This is a genomic window from Cyclobacterium sp. 1_MG-2023 (assembly GCF_030546805.1).
Taxonomy (GTDB): domain Bacteria; phylum Bacteroidota; class Bacteroidia; order Cytophagales; family Cyclobacteriaceae; genus Cyclobacterium.
In genome coordinates, this window is sequence record NZ_JAUOPC010000002.1 from 266,422 (window position 1) to 283,104 (window position 16,683).

Below are 16,683 nucleotides of genomic sequence, written 5' to 3' on the forward strand. Positions count from 1 at the left end.
TTGAGGGAAGGAATGGTTTATGTTAACTCTTGCTTCTAAAGCAATTCTATATTACATTAAAACACTAAAGGAAGCCAATTCAGGCTTCCTTTGGTGTTTTATCTGTAAAAATTTTGGTTTTCCTTGGTTACAATGTCAATCGGCATATAATAGATTTTCTCTACAGGAAGATTTAAAGCCAATGAGTGGTACAAGCTCATAATGCCTTTGTATCCTTGCTCTTCCGGTTTATGACAAATTAAGAAGTTGATGGTGCCTTCTTGTAAGTGCTTTTGGTTTTCTTTAAGGAAATCATAACCCACAAGCATGAGATCGGTTAAAGCTTTCTTTTTTAGGTATTCTGCAACAGCAAAGACCCTGGAATTGGTGACAAAAATAGCTTCAATGTCAGGGTTTTGTATAAAAGCCTTTTGGAGGTGTAATTCTACAGATTCCTGATCGATGTCTTGGATGTTTAAATTAACACAGGTTGCCTCGTTTGGAGGACTGGCAAAATACTTTTTAAAACCGGCTTCAATTTGCTCTAAATTGAAGCTTTTCTTTTGCTTGGCTATGTTTACGATTAGTATTTTTGGGTTTTCAGAGAGGCCTAACTTACAAAGACTACCTCCCAAATAACCACTTTCAAATAAAGGAGGTCCTATATAAGAAAGGCTTCCTTGGGCTTCAATATTACTATCAATACACACCACCGGAATATTATTGGCTTTGCAATAAAGAAAGAAATTGTCTGCTTCTTTTACGAAAGAAGGAGACATCAATACCCCGTCAATATTTTTTTCTTTTATTTCTTCAGTAGCCTGTATAAATGAATCTTTCTTTGTCAAATCGAAAAGAAAATTCTCTATGGTTATTCCATATTGCTTAATCTCTGATTCGGCTTTCATTATTCCTTTTAAAGGTGCTTCCCAGAAATCTGAGTAAACAGAGGATTTTGGAATAAGAACTGCAAAATGAAATACTTTTCCGGAAGATAATCTGCTGGCCAATACGTTGGGTTGATAATTCAACTCCTTAATAATTGCTTCTATTTTTGCCTTGGTCTTTGTAGAAACCCCCGGTCGATTGTGGATCACACGGTCTACTGTGGCAATAGATACATTTCCTCGTTTGGCTATTTCCTTTACTCCCGTTTGGCTACTTTGTTTTTTCATATGCATTCCATCCTAATATGTCCTACTTTTGGTAATATTATTCTACCAAAAGAAGTGAAGATTCTATTGGTCTTATTCACAATTGATTGAATTGACATCCAAAATTAAAAGAATAATTGGTTTTACGGCTATAATTTCGAAATAGCTTCGCTTTGCCATCCATAATAATGAATGCCTTTAGCCATTAAATCAAATATTAAGCGCAACTTCCTTTTTTAATACGGCCTCATCTCAATTTATACTTATCTTGGATCTGGACAATTAAATTCCCTATTAATTCGAACTGGTGTAAGTATAATGGGTTGAAAATAAGTTGTTTGATAAGATAAGTCGCATTGTTTAATTTCCCTTTGCGGACATGTATACCTTTAGACATAGGTGTTGAGGTTTGACTTTTATTTCAAGTATTTGTATCCTACAATTTAATTGGTCAATTATATATTTGAACAACTGTCCTCCGCCTGAAAAATGATCTTTTGTTGTAAAGTGTACCGGCCAAATAATAACAATGAGTTATTAAAATTAGAGAAGTGTTTGGTTATTCTTTTGAACATTGTAAAGGAGCTGCCTTTTTAAATTTCCGCTTTAAATGAACCTATTTTAAAAATAGAACTCAAAAAAAGCCTATTTCAAGGTTGATATTTAACGAAAATCTTGATGATACTTAGATTTTTTAAAAAAAATTCGTTTCTTTAATTTTTAATTCGGTAACGTTAACGATATTATAGCTATAGAATGAACTCTCGAAGAAAATTTATATTAACAAGTGCCATGGCTGCATCTAGCCTAAGTCTTTCTGCATTGTCGCCTTTTTCATATGGTAAAAACGAGAAAAACCCTCTAAAAGTAGGGTTGATTGGTTGCGGAAGTAGGGGAGTGGGCTTGGCTACTTTAATGAAAAATTTGCCAATGATTTCTCTTGTGGCATGTTGTGATACAATTAAGGCCAACCTTGACAAAGGTCTAGCTCATGCAGACAAGGGGGCAAAAGGATATGCTGATTATAGAGAACTGCTTGACCAATCCGAAATAGAGGCAGTGATTATTGCTACTCCATTGTTTTTGCATTTTCCAATGGCAATGGACGCAATTGATGCAGGTAAGCATATTTATGTAGAAAAAACCATCACCTACTCCATAGAAGAAGCTGAAAAATTAGCGGATAGAGTGAATGGCACTTCTACCATATTGCAAGTGGGGCACCAGTACAGGTATTATGCACTCTATCATAAAGTAAAAGAAATAATCGATAAAGGCTGGTGTGGGCAAGTAACCCAATACGAATGTCAGTACCATAGCAATCAGGATTGGAGGAGACCGGTAAATGATCCTGCCATGGAAAGGCATATCAACTGGAGAATGTATAAGGAGTATTCAGGTGGGTTAATGACAGAGCTTTGTGCACACCAAATAGATATTGTCAATTGGTTTGTAGGAGCGTCTCCTGAAAAAGTTACCGGAATAGGGTCATTGGACTACTGGAAAGACGGTAGAGAAAACTTTGACCATGTTCGCGCCACCTATTATTATTCGAAAGGAATCATTTCAAATATCAGTTCCATTTTAACCAACGCCTACAAAGGCTATTCTCTAAATATTTTGGGTACTGAAGGAACTGTAGAGATTTTAAGGAATAAAGCATTTATCTATGCTGAACCAAAAAAACTGGAATTAGGAACAGTAGATGGCGTATCAGGTGCGACTATTAAAAATGGCTCCGGAGATGATGCACAGCCTATTGCGTTTGAAAGTAAAGATGGAAAAGATTTAGATCCCACCTCTTATGCTTTGATGGATTTTGTGGATTGTATTAGGGAAGGCCGCCAACCATTTTGCGATGTCAACCAAGGAAAAGAAACGGCCACGGCTGTTCACCTGGGTAACAAGGCCATGGAAGAAGAGAAATTTCAGTATTGGTCTAAAGCCTAATGCTTTTCCATTATTGACAAATGAGGTTAAGTTTATTCCTTTTTCGGCCTGCTGAACACCTCTTCTTCATGCCGGTTTCGAAGGAATAAAATAAGAGGGTTGGCCTTGTAAACTGCTGTCGTCTTATAGGAGGACCTGAAATGTATTTAGGTTTTATAAGAGCGTATATTTTATACTATACCATAAATATACTCCAAATAGGCCTGTTTGCATGTTCAATTTTGCCTGCTGAATTAATCAAATATTTATCGAAGGGATTGTTAATCTCGAATTAAAACAGAATATACAAAAATGAAATTGAATGAATTAGACCTGATTGTCATAGGTTTGTTTTTCTTGCTTATGATCGTCATTGGGGTTTATGCTTATTTCAGAAACGATGATGCTGAAGATTACTTTGTTGCCGGAGGAAATTTACCTTGGTGGCTTTCAGGGATTTCACATCATGTCTCCGGATATTCCGGGGCTGTTTTTGTAGCTTATGCGGCCTTAGCTTATACTCATGGTTTTTCTATATACAGCTGGTGGGCCTTAACCATCGGTATTGCCGTATTGATTAGTGCCCATATATTTCCAGTTTATTGGGTAAGGCTTAGAAAAAAATACCAGATTCAATCTCCTTTGGAGTTTTTGGAAAAGCGTTACAATTTGTGGACGCAACAGGTAATGGCATGGAGTGGTGTTTTATTAAAACTTTTTGATGTAGGGGCAAAATGGGCGGCGATCGCCTTATTGCTCAATGTTTTTACTGGGGTAAGCCTTCCTGTTGGTGTGCTGATCTCAGGAGGTATATCGCTATTGTACATTACCTTCGGTGGCTTATGGGCTGTCGTGATTACGGACTTTGCACAATTCATTGTTCAGTTGCTTGCAGGTCTGGTCATGTTTGTGGTGGTGTTACAACATCTTGGAGGGATTGAAGGGATTTTTACAATATGGGATCAACTTCCTCCTGAGAATGGCCAATTATTCAATGAGCCTTATGGGGTAGGTTTTGCTTTGGCCTTCTTGTTGATTAATTTTCTAGCTTATAATGGTGGGCAATGGAACTTAGCAACCCGCTATATATCTTCTCCAAATGAAAAAGCAGCCACCAAAGCAGCTCGTCTATCAGGGATACTGTACCTTATTTGGCCATTGATCTTGTTTTTCCCGATGTGGGCGGCACCAATCTTATTACCGGATTTGGCTGATCCAAGTAAGTCCTATGGAGAGCTAACCCTATTATTACTCCCTTCAGGTTTGGTGGGGCTAGTAATTGCTTCCTTATTTGCCAATACCATGTCCATGACTTCCTCAGATATCAATACCATTTCGGCAGTGATCACCAGGGATATTTTGCCCAATTTAAGTACTAAAATAAAGAAAGGAAAGTCATCTCTGTACGTGGCGAGGTTGACGACCTTTGTATTCACCTTGCTTACGATAATCATCGCCTTTCAATACGAATATTTTGGTGGGGTTTTAGGTTTAATCATTTCTTGGTTTGGTGCATTGGTAGGCCCCATAGCCATCCCTATGCTTTTTGGCCTACTTCCCATGTTCAAAAAAAGCGGTCCTGTAGCAGCCATCGGCTCTATTGTTGCGGGTTTAATAGCTTTTATTGTTACCAAAAATATTGATGGCTTGAGTTTAGCCCTGGAAATTAGTTTGCCTTTAATTTGCTCGACCATCACCTACATTGTGATAGGCCTTTTTGAAACCAACAGAAATGTTGCTAAAATTGCCAAATTGCTTCAGTCTATAGAAAAAGAATAAAATACCAATATGAATTTAAATATATATCAGTCGCGTAATGAAATGGGAATTGCAGCAGGCAAAGCTGTAGAAGATAAAATAATCACGCTCTTAAAGGAGAAAGATTATTTAAGGATAATATTTGCAGCAGCGCCATCTCAAAGTGAGATGTTGCACTATTTGGCTTCTTGTAAATCAATTCCCTGGGAGCGGATCATTGCTTTTCATATGGACGAGTATATTGGTTTGTCTAAAGAATCTCCTGCTCTTTTTTCCAATTTTTTAAGCAGGCATTTATTTGATCAAGTACCATTTAAGGAGGTACACTTGCTAGATGGTGAGGCCGACCCAAAGGCGGAGGTCGCACGTTATTCCGACTTGCTAAATGAAGCCCCTATAGATATTGTCTGCTTGGGCATTGGTGAAAATGGCCATATTGCATTCAATGATCCCTCAGTTGCTGATTTTCAGGACCCGCAAACGGTGAAAGAGGTTGTACTTGAAACGCCTTGTAGGCAACAGCAAGTAAATGACGGTTGTTTTGCTCAGCTAAGCGAAGTACCTGAAACAGCCTTGTCATTGACGATTCCCACGCTCATTAATGCTGATCACCTCATTTGTGTGGTGCCCGGAGCTGCTAAGAGGGCTGCTGTTTACCAAACCCTGTTTGGTGAAATATCCACCCAATGTCCCGGGACTATTCTTAGAAAATCGGAACATTGTTCTCTTTATTTGGATCAGGATTCTGATCCATTTCCTATCCAACAGGCAGATAAAATATCCAACTTAATAGGCATGGATGTAATAAGAAATCTTCCTGTATTGGTGCATAGCAAAGAAAACACCCGTGTGCAATTGCCAAGTAATTTTGAAGTGGATCAATATGTTGGGGAGGGATTGGTAGATATTCAGATTAATGGTATAAAAGGAGTTGATTTCAATACCACAGCAACGAAACCGGAAGCTATTTTGGAGGCTACAAAGTACTTACTTTCTAAGGGGGTAACTACTTTTTATCCTACCATAGTAACCAATAGCTTTGAGGCCATTTTAGAATTGGTAGGTACTATTAATAAGGCTTGTGATAAATACCCCATTGTAAAGGCTTGCGTGGCCGGGATTCACCTTGAAGGACCCTTTATCTCTTGTGAACCCGGAGCTAAAGGGGCCCACCCGGAAGAGTTCACAAGAAAACCTTCTTTAGCTTTTTTAGACCAAGTGCAGGAGATTTCTATTAAGCCCATTGCATTGATCACTCTTGCACCCGAGTTGGAAGGAAGCGAGGAGTTTATCCGAACTTGTAAAGCGCGTGGAATAAAAGTTTCCATTGGGCATTCTTTGGCTACAGGAGACCAAATTCTGATGGCCAAGGACGCAGGTGTTTCGCTGGCAACCCACCTGGGTAATGGAGTGCCCTTGAACTTGCAAAGACATCCCAATATCATCTGGGAGCTCATGTCTCAGGAGGGGATTACTGCAAGCTTGATTGCTGATGGATTTCATTTACCTCCTTCATTTCTAAAGGTAGCTTTTCGTACCAAAGGGGATGAATGCCTACTTGTAAGTGATGCTACTTGTTTTGCCGGTATGAAGCCGGGAGAGTATGAGTCGCCAATTGGTGGTAAGGTAGTTTTGGAAGAAAGTGGGAGGCTGTCTATGAAAGGAGCGAATGGCTTATTGGCAGGGGCCGGAAAAGACTTATTGGAGAATATCAATTACCTGCTTGAAAGTAAGCTTTTGCCCTTGTCTGAAGCTTGGAGAAAAGCATCAATTTTGCCTTTAAAATACATGCTTGGAGAAAAAGCTGTTAACAAGGATTGGGTAGTTTTTACGATTGAAGAGAATGAGGTCCATATAAAAAAAGTATACAAAGGCGGGCATGAAGTTGTTGTTTGAGCAGTAAAGAAATAACTGACCTCTTTTAATTTAACCTGGGTTATGTAATATAGACGTATTGTATAATCCGGGTTATATAGGGTTGGAAATCTCTCTAAGTTTTAGGCTAGGGGAGGAGTTCAACCTGTTTTTTTGAATAACTTTTTAAATTTAACGGCCTGAATTTTCATTCCTTAAATTAAATTGGGATCTACCAAGGTTAGGAATAGCTTTTGTTACTGCTTTTCTTTGCTCCGTTGGAGATTCACCAGCATTAAAAATTGAAAGTTCAGGTTTAATTCGTAATAATATGTCCTATACGTATGATTATCCCCGCCCTGCATTTACAGCCGACGCAGTGGTTTATTGTGTAGAATTGGGAAAGGTATTGTTAATCAAAAGAAAAAATCCACCATTTGAAGAAAAGTGGGCACTTCCCGGTGGATTTGTGGAAAAGGAAGAATTGCCATATGATGCATGTATTAGAGAGCTGCAGGAAGAAACAGGGCTAGGGCTTAGTGAAGGGGCATTAATAGGCGTTTTTGGAGAAAAAGGAAGAGATCCTAGGGGATGGACAGTAAGTGCTGCTTTTGTTTTTGAAATTGATAGCACTCAAATGGAAAAAGCCAAGGCGGGCTCAGATAGCCAAGAAGTGGGTTGGTTTACTCTTTCTTCTCTCCCGGAGTTGGCTTTTGATCACTTCAAGATCATAAAAAGCGCTGGACTCATATAACTTTGTTAAAAGAAGGGTAGGGGAATTGGTGATAAGGTTAATTCCATTCTAGGTCTTATTTACTTTTAACAGCAAACTTCACCAATTCGTCAAGAGAAATTAGGTCGAGTGTTTTTTCATGAGTGGCTTCCAAAATCACCTTAGGGGCTTTATTTACTTGGTAAGCCTCCATCCACCTCGTGAGGCAAAGGCACCATTTATCTCCCGGTTTAAGTCCAAAGAAATCCAACTCAGGTCTGGGGGTGGTTAAATCATTGCCTTTTGAGAGGCTGAAAGCCAAGAACTCTGAGGTCATTACCGCACATACGGTATGCACTGCCGTGTCTATTTCATCCGTTTCACAGTAGCCGGTTCGGTAGAATCCGGTTTTTGGGGAGAGGCAACAAGGGATTAAGGCTTCGCCAAATACATTTTTGTTCATGATTTAATTAATTATAATTAAAAAGTGCCTTGAATTTTCATCCAAGGCACTTTTTAATTTATTTATGTTTCACTTAAATTAGCATTTAGCTCAATTTAAATCGGATAGGCAATCTCATTTTTACCCTTACCGGTCGACCTCTTTGTCTTCCTGGTTCCCATGCTGGAGCGTTCTTTACAACCCTAACGGCTTCTTCATCACATCCGCCGCCAACTCCACGAAGGATTCCGACATCTTGGATTGAACCATCAGTGTTTACAACGAACACTACGTAAACAGTACCTTCGATACCCATTCTTCTCGCTTGGGTTGGGTATTTAAGGTTTTTGGACAAATACTTGTTCCAACCTTCCATTCCCCCCGGAGGAGTAGGCATGTTTTCCACAACATCAAAGATCTCTTCTGCTTTCTCTACTACAGGAGCTTCTTCAATTACTACTTCCTTGATTACAGTTTCCTCTTGAACGTCAACATCAAAGTTTACTTCAATTTTCTCTTCGATTTCAACTTCATCAGGAATCTCCTTAATCTCCGGCTGCTCTACTGGCGGCGGTGGTGGAGGTGGTTGTTCCGTAATCGGAATATCTAATAATTCCTCAAAGTCATCATCGATCGGTCCGAAGTCTTGAAGTACACCATCATCATATGACTTATACTCAAAGGCAAAAAGGACCAGACCAACACTGACCATTAGACCAAGATTTAGGAACATTCCTGTCTTCTTGGTTAAGTCAGCTTTTGGTGTTTTTTTGGCTTCCATGGTTATAACTCTTTTTTAATTTTTGTTGATTCAGTTTAATAATTCCAATTAACAATCATAACAAATAATTTTTATTTATACAAGGATGCTACCCCTCTTATTGAAATAAATAAAAATACCTGTACCTATAATTACGCCTATGATATTTGTCAAAATATCAAAATAGTCAAATGACCTTCCCGGTACCAATCTTTGTAAATACTCTGTCAATATAGCAATAAAAATCCATAAAACTAAATATTTAGTATAAATTTTATTGCTATCATCGCTCTTTTTGTCTATTCTTTGGCGAATTACTCGGTCCCATAGAAAAGCCATGCCTATGAACATGCCTAAATGAATCACTTTATCTGATCCATAAAACTTAGGTATGTCCGGCACTTTATTACTCGGACTAAATAGAGCATATGTCATGCCAGAAGACCACAAAAGGGCAAGAATGACTTTTTCTTTCAAAATTTGTTACTGGCCTATAAGATTTCGATACTCTTCGGGCGACATTAAATCATCCTCGGTGTTTTGATCCCATTTTACTTTGATCATCCACCCTTCTTCATAAGGATCTTCATTTACTAGTTCGGGAGAATCTTCCAGAAGACTATTTAATTCTAATATTTCACCACTTAAAGGCATGAACAAATCAGAAACGGTTTTCACTGCTTCTACTGTTCCAAACACCTCACCTGAATCTAAGGTTTCTCCCACTGTTTCTACCTCAATAAAAACAATGTCTCCCAATTCTTTTTGAGCAAAATCAGTTATACCTATAGTAGCGGTTTCCCCCTCTATTTTGACCCATTCATGGTCTTTGGTGTACTTTAAATCTTCTGGAAATTTCATGCTAGTTATTTTTACTGTTCAAAAATACAATGTTTATACATAGTACAAAAAATTATTGGCTTAAATTAAATGTTAATTGTCCGCCAAATGAAGTAGAACTTGTCCTAAATGCGGTAGAAACTTTTGGATCGTTTATGGTGCGATCAAAATAGAATTGAATATTAAGTTTTTGGTTGACCACATATCCTATACTTGGGCTTATTTGAACGTTTAAATTACCGTTGGTAAGGGTATGCTCGCCTTCAATTTTCCTTTGAATGGTATTTGTATCAACAATCCTTGTAGAAATTCGAATGGTAAGGTCATTGTTTAAAACTTCCTGTCTGCCCTGAATTTTGAAAGGTACTTTTACGCCGGCTTTGGTATAACCCAAATCAAAACGAAAGTCCTGACTGTTCTGCTCTGTAATCTGAGCATTGGAGAAATTTAAACCTATGTTTCTTTCAGTATTGTATTCAAAGCTGATGTTCATTCGGTCTTTGGTAAGTAGATCTACACCTACCAGTGGAGCAAACCTTTCTGAAATCACTACCTGATTAAGTATCATTATTGGAATATAGGCACCAAATTCATCAGTAAGACTAGCCATAGGAAGTTGCTGCAAGGTGTTGTAGAGTTCAAGGCCTTCCTGATAGATAAGTGCATTTGAAAAATTACTTACTGAATAAGTTGAGTTGTAGTTATGAGTCAAATTTATAGAGGAGAAATATTCGTTCAATGCCGGAAGTCTCGCAAGGCCCCTGTATTCAACTCTCCAGTTTGGTAATGGTATTTTTGGGAAGGGGTTGAGTGCTACATCCGTTGCTGTCTGACCAGAATAGGCCGCTAGGAATGCCGGAATTAAAACATCCTGGCCATTAATATTATAAGTACCGCCCGGATTCAACGTTTCAAGCCTGGATTGAATGATGTTCCGGTAAGCTTCAAAATTTGAAAACAGGGGGGAATTGTTATCACTATCCGATTTATCAAATACCGTTTTTAGAATATTGTAACTTACTTCGTAGCTACCAATTCTGTTTGGATTAATGGAAGCAAAATCATTTTCCCCCGGACCATTTCTTCTAAAAATCTCGCTATAACCACCGTTCTCTCGTTTTTTAAACTCCAGTGTGACTTTAAAGTCTTTTATAGGTTCCACCAAAGTGGTGATTTGGAGGTTTTTCGTTTCATTTTGACTAAATGCTTGTGTAAGAGAGGTGCTGGCTGCTATAGCCCCTCTATTGGCCATCTCATACCTTATATTGCTACTTTGACCACCAAGGAGAAATCCAACGCCCGGGTTGATAAAACTTCTGTCCATACCCAATAATCCGGAATTCGGCATGTACCCCGGCAAATAGGTGCCTTGCGTAACCTGATAACTAAAGTTTACATCCTTTAACATCATCATAAATCGCAACAAATTCGCAGCAAAACCTTCTGTTGCATACACTTTTTCTTTTTCCTCCTCTTCTGAAGCTTCTGCATTTGCCCCGGGTCTTCCCGGTATACTAGGTCTTTTGGGGGCATTGAGAGCATTGAGTCTTTTGCTTTTGTTGTACAATTGTACCAAATCTAATTTCCCTGAAATAGATTGGTTTCTGGAATTTTGAATGACGTTTCCAAGGGTGTCTTTTTGACCTATGGCCCCCGTGATCCAAGAATAGGTAGCCTCATATCGGAAATCTGCACTTATCCAATCTGTCATTGGTATTTTGTCCAATGGAAGCTTATAATTGACCACTGCCTGCTGGTTATAATTGGTGGTTCTACCTAGTTTTTTAATGTTATTTCGTAAAGAATCAATTTTTGCTTCTGTATCCAGATCGCCTTCCGGTTCGTCCACGATTGCATTTACACTTGAACTGAGGTCAAAAGACAGGTTCTCGGTGAGATCCCAATTCAGACTATAAAAGCGATTCATGTAAAAACTTTTCTGGAATAGAGGATCAACACCTGCTGTAGTCAATTGGTCGTTTCTATTTTGAGTACGCATAAAGCTCCTGTCAATATCCATTCTTGCGGATACAAGACTTGGTGCAAAATTCAAGTTAAAGTCTTTAAACAACTGAAGATACTTGCTGTTAAAAATCCCCCAATTTTTAAAAGGAGTAATGATAAGCGGGTCGGGTTGATAGTTGTAGGCGATACTTCCTCTGGTAGTTTCATAGATATAACTTTCCAGTTGAATATTGCTTTGAGTCACTGAGCCAAAAGCATAAGAAAAAGAAAAGTTTTCTAAAGCATAGATGCGATTGGTTTCTTTTTCAGGATTTTTCAACTTCCGGACATTATTCAAACTAAAATTACGCCGTTTGGATTGATCGACCACTAAGTTTCGGTATTCCTGTTTTTCTGCATTGGAAGAAAACTTCTGAAGTGCAATTTCAAAAGGAACATCCGGGTTTAGTGGATCAAATTCCGGTTTGGTAGAAGAGTTTTCTACACTTGCATAAAGGGGAATGCTTACACCCAAGCCCTTTGGTAAAATTTTATCTACGTTGACATTGGCCGAAATATCATACTGGGTGGTAGATTCCCTTGCTCTTTCTGAAAGTCGGGTTTCAAGACCTCCAAAGCCAAATGAATTGTGTCGAATGGAAGAGGATATCGTGGCTACATCTGCAATTTGTGCATTGAGCCTTGCATTGGCTGCCCATCCTGAGGATTTGTTGAAATCTGTTACCCTTAACTCATTTGCCCAAAGGCAAAGTGATTTACTTGCTCCTCCTGTGGCGGGGTTTCGGATACCTATCATCATTCCTTGAATAAAATTCAGTTCTGGCCTTCCTACTACTGTTACCTTATATTGCCGTATCATGACGGAGTAAGGTAAGTTTTGGGGCTGCTGGTTATTGTCTCTTTCTGCTTTTACACCAACAATCTCATCCAAGGCTACATCTATTTCATTTGCAGAGGGCCAAATTTGGTCAGGATCCCTAGTGCCTGCAGGAGTGATGTTCAGGGGAACCTCTATTTCATAATAGTTGTCCGTATAATCTGTTCCCATTCTTAAAAATGCAGACAATTCACCGTCTTGTGCATCCTGACTGTCTGCATGTAAAAACATTTTTAGTCGGCCATACTGTACTAGATCTTGGCTTACATTCTTATATACAGCCCTAGAGTCTCTGCTTTGAAGGTTGTCTACACATAGTCTTAGCGATTGTTCGTTCAATTGTCGCTCGACTGTGGAGGTATTGTCACGATCACGATTGATTCCCGGAGGTAATACATAGGGGCTCTGTGTTTCACTTCCTTGTCCATTTTCTTCTATATTGACCACCCCTACGGTTAAATTAGAGTTGTCCGGTTCAGGGATCTCAGAAAAGCCTTTTTCAAATAAGGATTCTTGAAAAACTCTCCACTGACTTCCTACCAATCTAAATTGGGCCATTCTAAGGACCACCGGTTGCTGGAAATCTGTGAGGTAAGTTCTCATAAATCGAATGGATTTGTATCCGGAAATATTTCCATAAGTGGCATCAGGCTGTCGAATAGGAATACGGAATAGGTACCAATTGACCTCTTCGCCATTTTCTATTGTGGAAACTTTGTCTACAATATTGTTTTCACCTACCTGAAGATTTGATGGGCGAATATCCAATTCATATTCATAATAACTTTCTACTTCATTAATAGTATTGTCATTGTTAAGGTCTTCGTTATCAGGTAAGTTTGATCCTGAAGGACTGTAGGAAAGGTTGCTGTTTGAGGTGATAGGGGTGTTCCCTTCCAGCCCATTGTAATTTTTATACCGTTCTAGGATTTTAATGTTATTGTTATCAAATTCAGGATCCAAATAATATTGAAAGTCATCTGCCGCCGGGTCTGCCTGAATATCCTGCAATGCTTGTTGATTTACATTGAGTCGATTAATAAATCGAGCTCCATAAAACTCAACTTCCTCTTCACTACTTAGGCCATTAAGGCCTACATCTTGGTTTTCTCTTGCTTCCGCTGAGTTATCAAAAGCTGGAGTTAAAAATTGTTGGGTAGTTACTTTTCCCCATTCATTGTTAGAAGTACTGGTTTCTGAACCATCGGCAGGAAGTCCATTCTCAAAAGCATGCCTGCCGTCCACGATGACGTCCTCTGAAATCTCGCCGAGATTAAAAATCACTTTACCCCCGGTGGTATTGTTTTCGTTGAAAACACCATCCAACACCCGGCCATTTTCTCCCGAAATAAATGGATCCATTAACCAAAACTCAATATACTCAATATTTGTTCTGTCAAAATCTACCTCAGAGGTGATCGCTCTTGTAACCCCACCAAAGTTTTCCCTTGGATTTGGCAATAAACCTTCACTGTTTAGGTTGGGGTTGAAATTATACATCCCCCGTTCGTGTGGGAAATAGGCCAAGTCAAAAAGAGGCTCATTGGTGATCAGGTAATCCCTATACCTTCCCTGGAAAATTTCCTGAGGGAGTACCCGTCTAACATAATGATTTCTCCTGTCATCATTGGTAATATTGGCAGGCACATCACTTCCTGATGACCGGTAAAACACATTGTCTATGGTATACCAAGATAAGCGCGCCCTCTTATATGCATTTCCTAACCTGTCCTCCGTAAGTTGGCTAAGGTCAAATTTATTTTCGGTTGTAGCCGGTGTGGCTGACAATTTCCAATTTTGGGGGCTGGAACCTAAATTAAAAGGAATGATGGCCGTTTCAAAATCATCTATATAGGAAGCTCCTTCTCCGTCTACCTGATTGGAGGTGCCGGGAATTAAGTGGGCAAATTCTCCACTAAACTGAATCATTGATTTCTCTTTGGTCTCTGTAAAGGGGAGGGCATCAGCAAGTTTGGTGAGAAACAAAGATTCATCATTGTAGTTTACATCCAAACCCCAGAGACTGTTTCTTAAAGTTTCATTGCCGGTAGCGATCCTTGAAATATTGGGCCTTTCATTCAAATAAAGGAAAGTACCTCCAATATTGAAATTTTCATTGACCATATAGTCTAATCGCGTCCCCAGTAAACTTCTTGTCTGGAAGGAAACCAAATCAGCCTTTTCAAAGCTTACACTTATATTTTTTCCTGACTGAAGGATGCCTTCATTGATAATCACCACACGGCCAATATTATAGTCAACTGTATAGTCTACGCCTTCTGTCAGTGGGATATTTCCTGCGGTAATAATCACCGATCCTTCACTAATATTAAGACCGGGTAACATTATTTCTGAAGCCGATCCTGATGTAAAGCTTCCTTTTAAATAGTATTTGTTTAAACTGGTAACCAACTCTGCGTCTGCCTGTGTGGTTCTGTAGAGGGTGTCGTAGACATATTTATCCCTGAGGTTTACTTCGGCAGGTGTAAAATAATCATCAAGTGTATTCCCAAAGGGTTCAACAACAGGGAAGATTACCAACCCCTGTTCAGGTTTAATAGTCAGGCCATTGACATAGTCAAAATTGCCATCAGGTTGTGGGTCATTCTGTGGGTTTAAATTATCCAGGTTTAGCAGCCTAATGAGTGGAATGTCTTTGACATTTTCTCCTTCCAATAGGCTAGGGTTGTCCAAACCTGTTCGGTCGTCTCTATAAATAATTTGAAGTTGAAACCCATCTTGCTGAATCTGATTGGCATTGAGGTTGTAAATGTTTTTCATCATCAAATCCCAAGTAGGAATTGATGTATTTATTCTTGCGGGCCGAAGCATTTTTAAGAAGATGACATTGTCTTCAGATAGGTTTTGATAATCCTCAGAGAGCTCACCTACTTTATAACTTTGTCCATTGTATGTGTATTCATAGGAGACGGCCACTACTTCATCATTTTGAAGTTTCCTAGAAAGGCTAAAATACCCCAACTGCCGATCAAAGGTGTATTCGTTTTCATCAAGTTTCCTTGCCCCATTGATTTGCTCAAAATCAAGCCCTCTTTCCAGTCCCATATCATTGCTAATAGCTGTGGCCGCTGTTTCAAAATTTCTAAAGGATGGATTTCCTTTTAGGTTATCGAAGAGCGAATTGGCAGCATTAGAAGCTGGGGATTGTGGATTTCCTGTGCCAATATTAGGATTGGAAGGTTTGTATATTCTTTCTCCTTCTCCCAAATCCATAAAAGCTGCAAAATTTCGAAGGGTTTCGGTATTGTTTGCCCTATTTAAAATGTAAACTTCTAGTCTTGTGATTTGTACGCCGGACAAGACTTGGGGTAAGCCTCTCAGCCAATTTTCATAATTGTTTCGAAAAAAGTGCCCTAAAAAAAAGTGCCGGTTTTCATCGTAATTTGAGGCCCTTACTTCAAAAGGCCTACCTTGATTTCCACCTTCAATAATGATTTCGTCCCTTCTGCCACGTTGGGTGGAGGCCACTGTGGTCATGAATAATTTCCCGAATTGCATTTGGGTTTTTACGCCAAATAGATTTTGAGCCCCCTGAATTAAGCTGTTTTGAACAGGCATGCTGACATTTCCTATTTCTATTGATTTGAGTATGTCTTCTTCAAATCCACCATATTCTACCTTTAGTTGATTTTCGAAATCAAAGGAATTGTTGCTGTCGAAATTGGCACCTATCCGTACTTTTTGGCCAAGCATTCCATTGACACTCATTTGGATTTGCTGGTTGAAATTGAAATTCCCGGTTTTCTGTTGCCGAATGGGAATAGAAGGATTATCAATCCTTCTAAATATTCCTCCAAAATCCAGGTTAACATTTCCTGTAGGGACTATAGTAATTTCGCTGCCTCCAAATAGCCTGTCAAAGGTTGGACTCATGGTGATGGGGGGTATCAAGCCCCTTCCTCCCACAGCACTTTCTCCATCCAGGCCTCTAGATCTGTCTCTCCAGTATTGTTGCCTGATTCTATACTCCTGCATTCTTGAATAATCATCGAAATCCAAGGAATAGCCAGGGTCCGTTGATGTTGAATCTGTGTTCGGGTAAATTCTGTAGCTTACCGCAGTATCTACTTCCACTTCTATCCTTTGATTTTTTTCAGGTTTTAATAAAAATGGAGAGTCCCTTCTCAAAAAAGGATTTTGATAGGGATACAGTGGTTTGGTATTTAAATTGTCCCACAATAAAAAAGAGGGCAAAGACCTTCTTTTATTTAGGGTGTCCATCAAACTGGGTACCGTGTCAGTGGGGGTGGTCGTTGGTGATTGGCGGGCATATACGCCCGATAAAGACATCATTAACACTATAAAAAACAGTCCTGATAGGGAAGTAGGATAGTGTTGCAATGACTTTTTTCTCCAAAAAATATTTGAGAAAGTAAAGACCAACGTAGTTAT

The 16,683-nt window shown here is 39.1% G+C and carries 10 protein-coding genes; 4 read left to right on the top strand and 6 right to left on the bottom strand.

All coding sequences use genetic code 11. From position 1 onward, the window contains the following. Positions 1-98: 98 nt before the first annotated feature. A complete protein-coding gene (locus Q4534_RS03480) occupies positions 99-1,154 on the bottom strand; it encodes a LacI family DNA-binding transcriptional regulator (protein ID WP_303611780.1) in 1,056 nt (351 codons plus the stop codon). A gap of 735 nt (positions 1,155-1,889) precedes the next feature. Between Q4534_RS03480 and Q4534_RS03485 the strand changes: the two genes are divergently transcribed. The 4 genes from Q4534_RS03485 to Q4534_RS03500 all read left to right on the top strand — a co-directional run bounded on the left by Q4534_RS03485 (position 1,890) and on the right by Q4534_RS03500 (position 7,428). After that, entirely contained in the window at positions 1,890-3,083 is a 1,194-nt protein-coding gene (locus Q4534_RS03485) for a Gfo/Idh/MocA family protein (protein ID WP_303611781.1), read from the top strand. A gap of 291 nt (positions 3,084-3,374) precedes the next feature. Further along, positions 3,375-4,841, top strand: coding sequence for a sodium:solute symporter family protein (locus tag Q4534_RS03490; protein WP_303611782.1), 1,467 nt, complete (start codon positions 3,375-3,377; stop codon positions 4,839-4,841). A gap of 9 nt (positions 4,842-4,850) precedes the next feature. Then, complete coding sequence (locus Q4534_RS03495; RefSeq protein ID WP_303611783.1) at positions 4,851-6,716, top strand: 6-phosphogluconolactonase; 1,866 nt, start codon at positions 4,851-4,853, stop codon at positions 6,714-6,716. Between the two features lie 289 nt (positions 6,717-7,005). Continuing rightward, entirely contained in the window at positions 7,006-7,428 is a 423-nt protein-coding gene (locus Q4534_RS03500) for an NUDIX hydrolase (protein ID WP_303611784.1), read from the top strand. A 55-nt stretch (positions 7,429-7,483) separates the two neighbouring features. On the opposite strand, the gene Q4534_RS03505 is transcribed toward Q4534_RS03500, so the two are convergent. The 5 genes from Q4534_RS03505 to sprA all read right to left on the bottom strand — a co-directional run bounded on the left by Q4534_RS03505 (position 7,484) and on the right by sprA (position 16,584). Continuing rightward, positions 7,484-7,849 carry a DUF2237 family protein gene (locus Q4534_RS03505; RefSeq protein ID WP_303611785.1) on the bottom strand — a complete coding sequence of 122 codons (366 nt, stop codon included), beginning with the start codon at positions 7,847-7,849 and terminating at the stop codon, positions 7,484-7,486. A gap of 85 nt (positions 7,850-7,934) precedes the next feature. Further along, positions 7,935-8,609, bottom strand: a complete 675-nt coding sequence (locus tag Q4534_RS03510; protein ID WP_303611786.1) for an energy transducer TonB — start codon at positions 8,607-8,609, stop codon at positions 7,935-7,937. Between the two features lie 75 nt (positions 8,610-8,684). Beyond that, entirely contained in the window at positions 8,685-9,065 is a 381-nt protein-coding gene (locus Q4534_RS03515; RefSeq protein WP_303611787.1) for a VanZ family protein, read from the bottom strand. 6 nt (positions 9,066-9,071) lie between these two features. After that, positions 9,072-9,449 (bottom strand): glycine cleavage system protein GcvH, encoded by a 378-nt coding sequence (gcvH, locus tag Q4534_RS03520; RefSeq protein ID WP_303611788.1) that lies wholly within the window; start codon positions 9,447-9,449, stop codon positions 9,072-9,074. A 52-nt stretch (positions 9,450-9,501) separates the two neighbouring features. Beyond that, entirely contained in the window at positions 9,502-16,584 is a 7,083-nt protein-coding gene (sprA, locus tag Q4534_RS03525; protein WP_303611789.1) for a cell surface protein SprA, read from the bottom strand. Positions 16,585-16,683: the final 99 nt, after the last annotated feature.

Bases quoted from the DNA above. Each gene is read 5' to 3' on its own strand.
- Q4534_RS03510 (WP_303611786.1), bottom strand. From the start codon at position 8,609: ATGGAAGCCAAAAAAACACCAAAAGCTGACTTAACCAAGAAGACAGGA.
- gcvH (WP_303611788.1), bottom strand. From the start codon at position 9,449: ATGAAATTTCCAGAAGATTTAAAGTACACCAAAGACCATGAATGGGTC.
- Q4534_RS03495 (WP_303611783.1), top strand. From the start codon at position 4,851: ATGAATTTAAATATATATCAGTCGCGTAATGAAATGGGAATTGCAGCA.
- Q4534_RS03485 (WP_303611781.1), top strand. From the start codon at position 1,890: ATGAACTCTCGAAGAAAATTTATATTAACAAGTGCCATGGCTGCATCT.
- Q4534_RS03480 (WP_303611780.1), bottom strand. From the start codon at position 1,154: ATGAAAAAACAAAGTAGCCAAACGGGAGTAAAGGAAATAGCCAAACGA.
- Q4534_RS03500 (WP_303611784.1), top strand. From the start codon at position 7,006: ATGTCCTATACGTATGATTATCCCCGCCCTGCATTTACAGCCGACGCA.
- sprA (WP_303611789.1), bottom strand. From the start codon at position 16,584: ATGATGTCTTTATCGGGCGTATATGCCCGCCAATCACCAACGACCACC.
- Q4534_RS03505 (WP_303611785.1), bottom strand. From the start codon at position 7,849: ATGAACAAAAATGTATTTGGCGAAGCCTTAATCCCTTGTTGCCTCTCC.
- Q4534_RS03490 (WP_303611782.1), top strand. From the start codon at position 3,375: ATGAAATTGAATGAATTAGACCTGATTGTCATAGGTTTGTTTTTCTTG.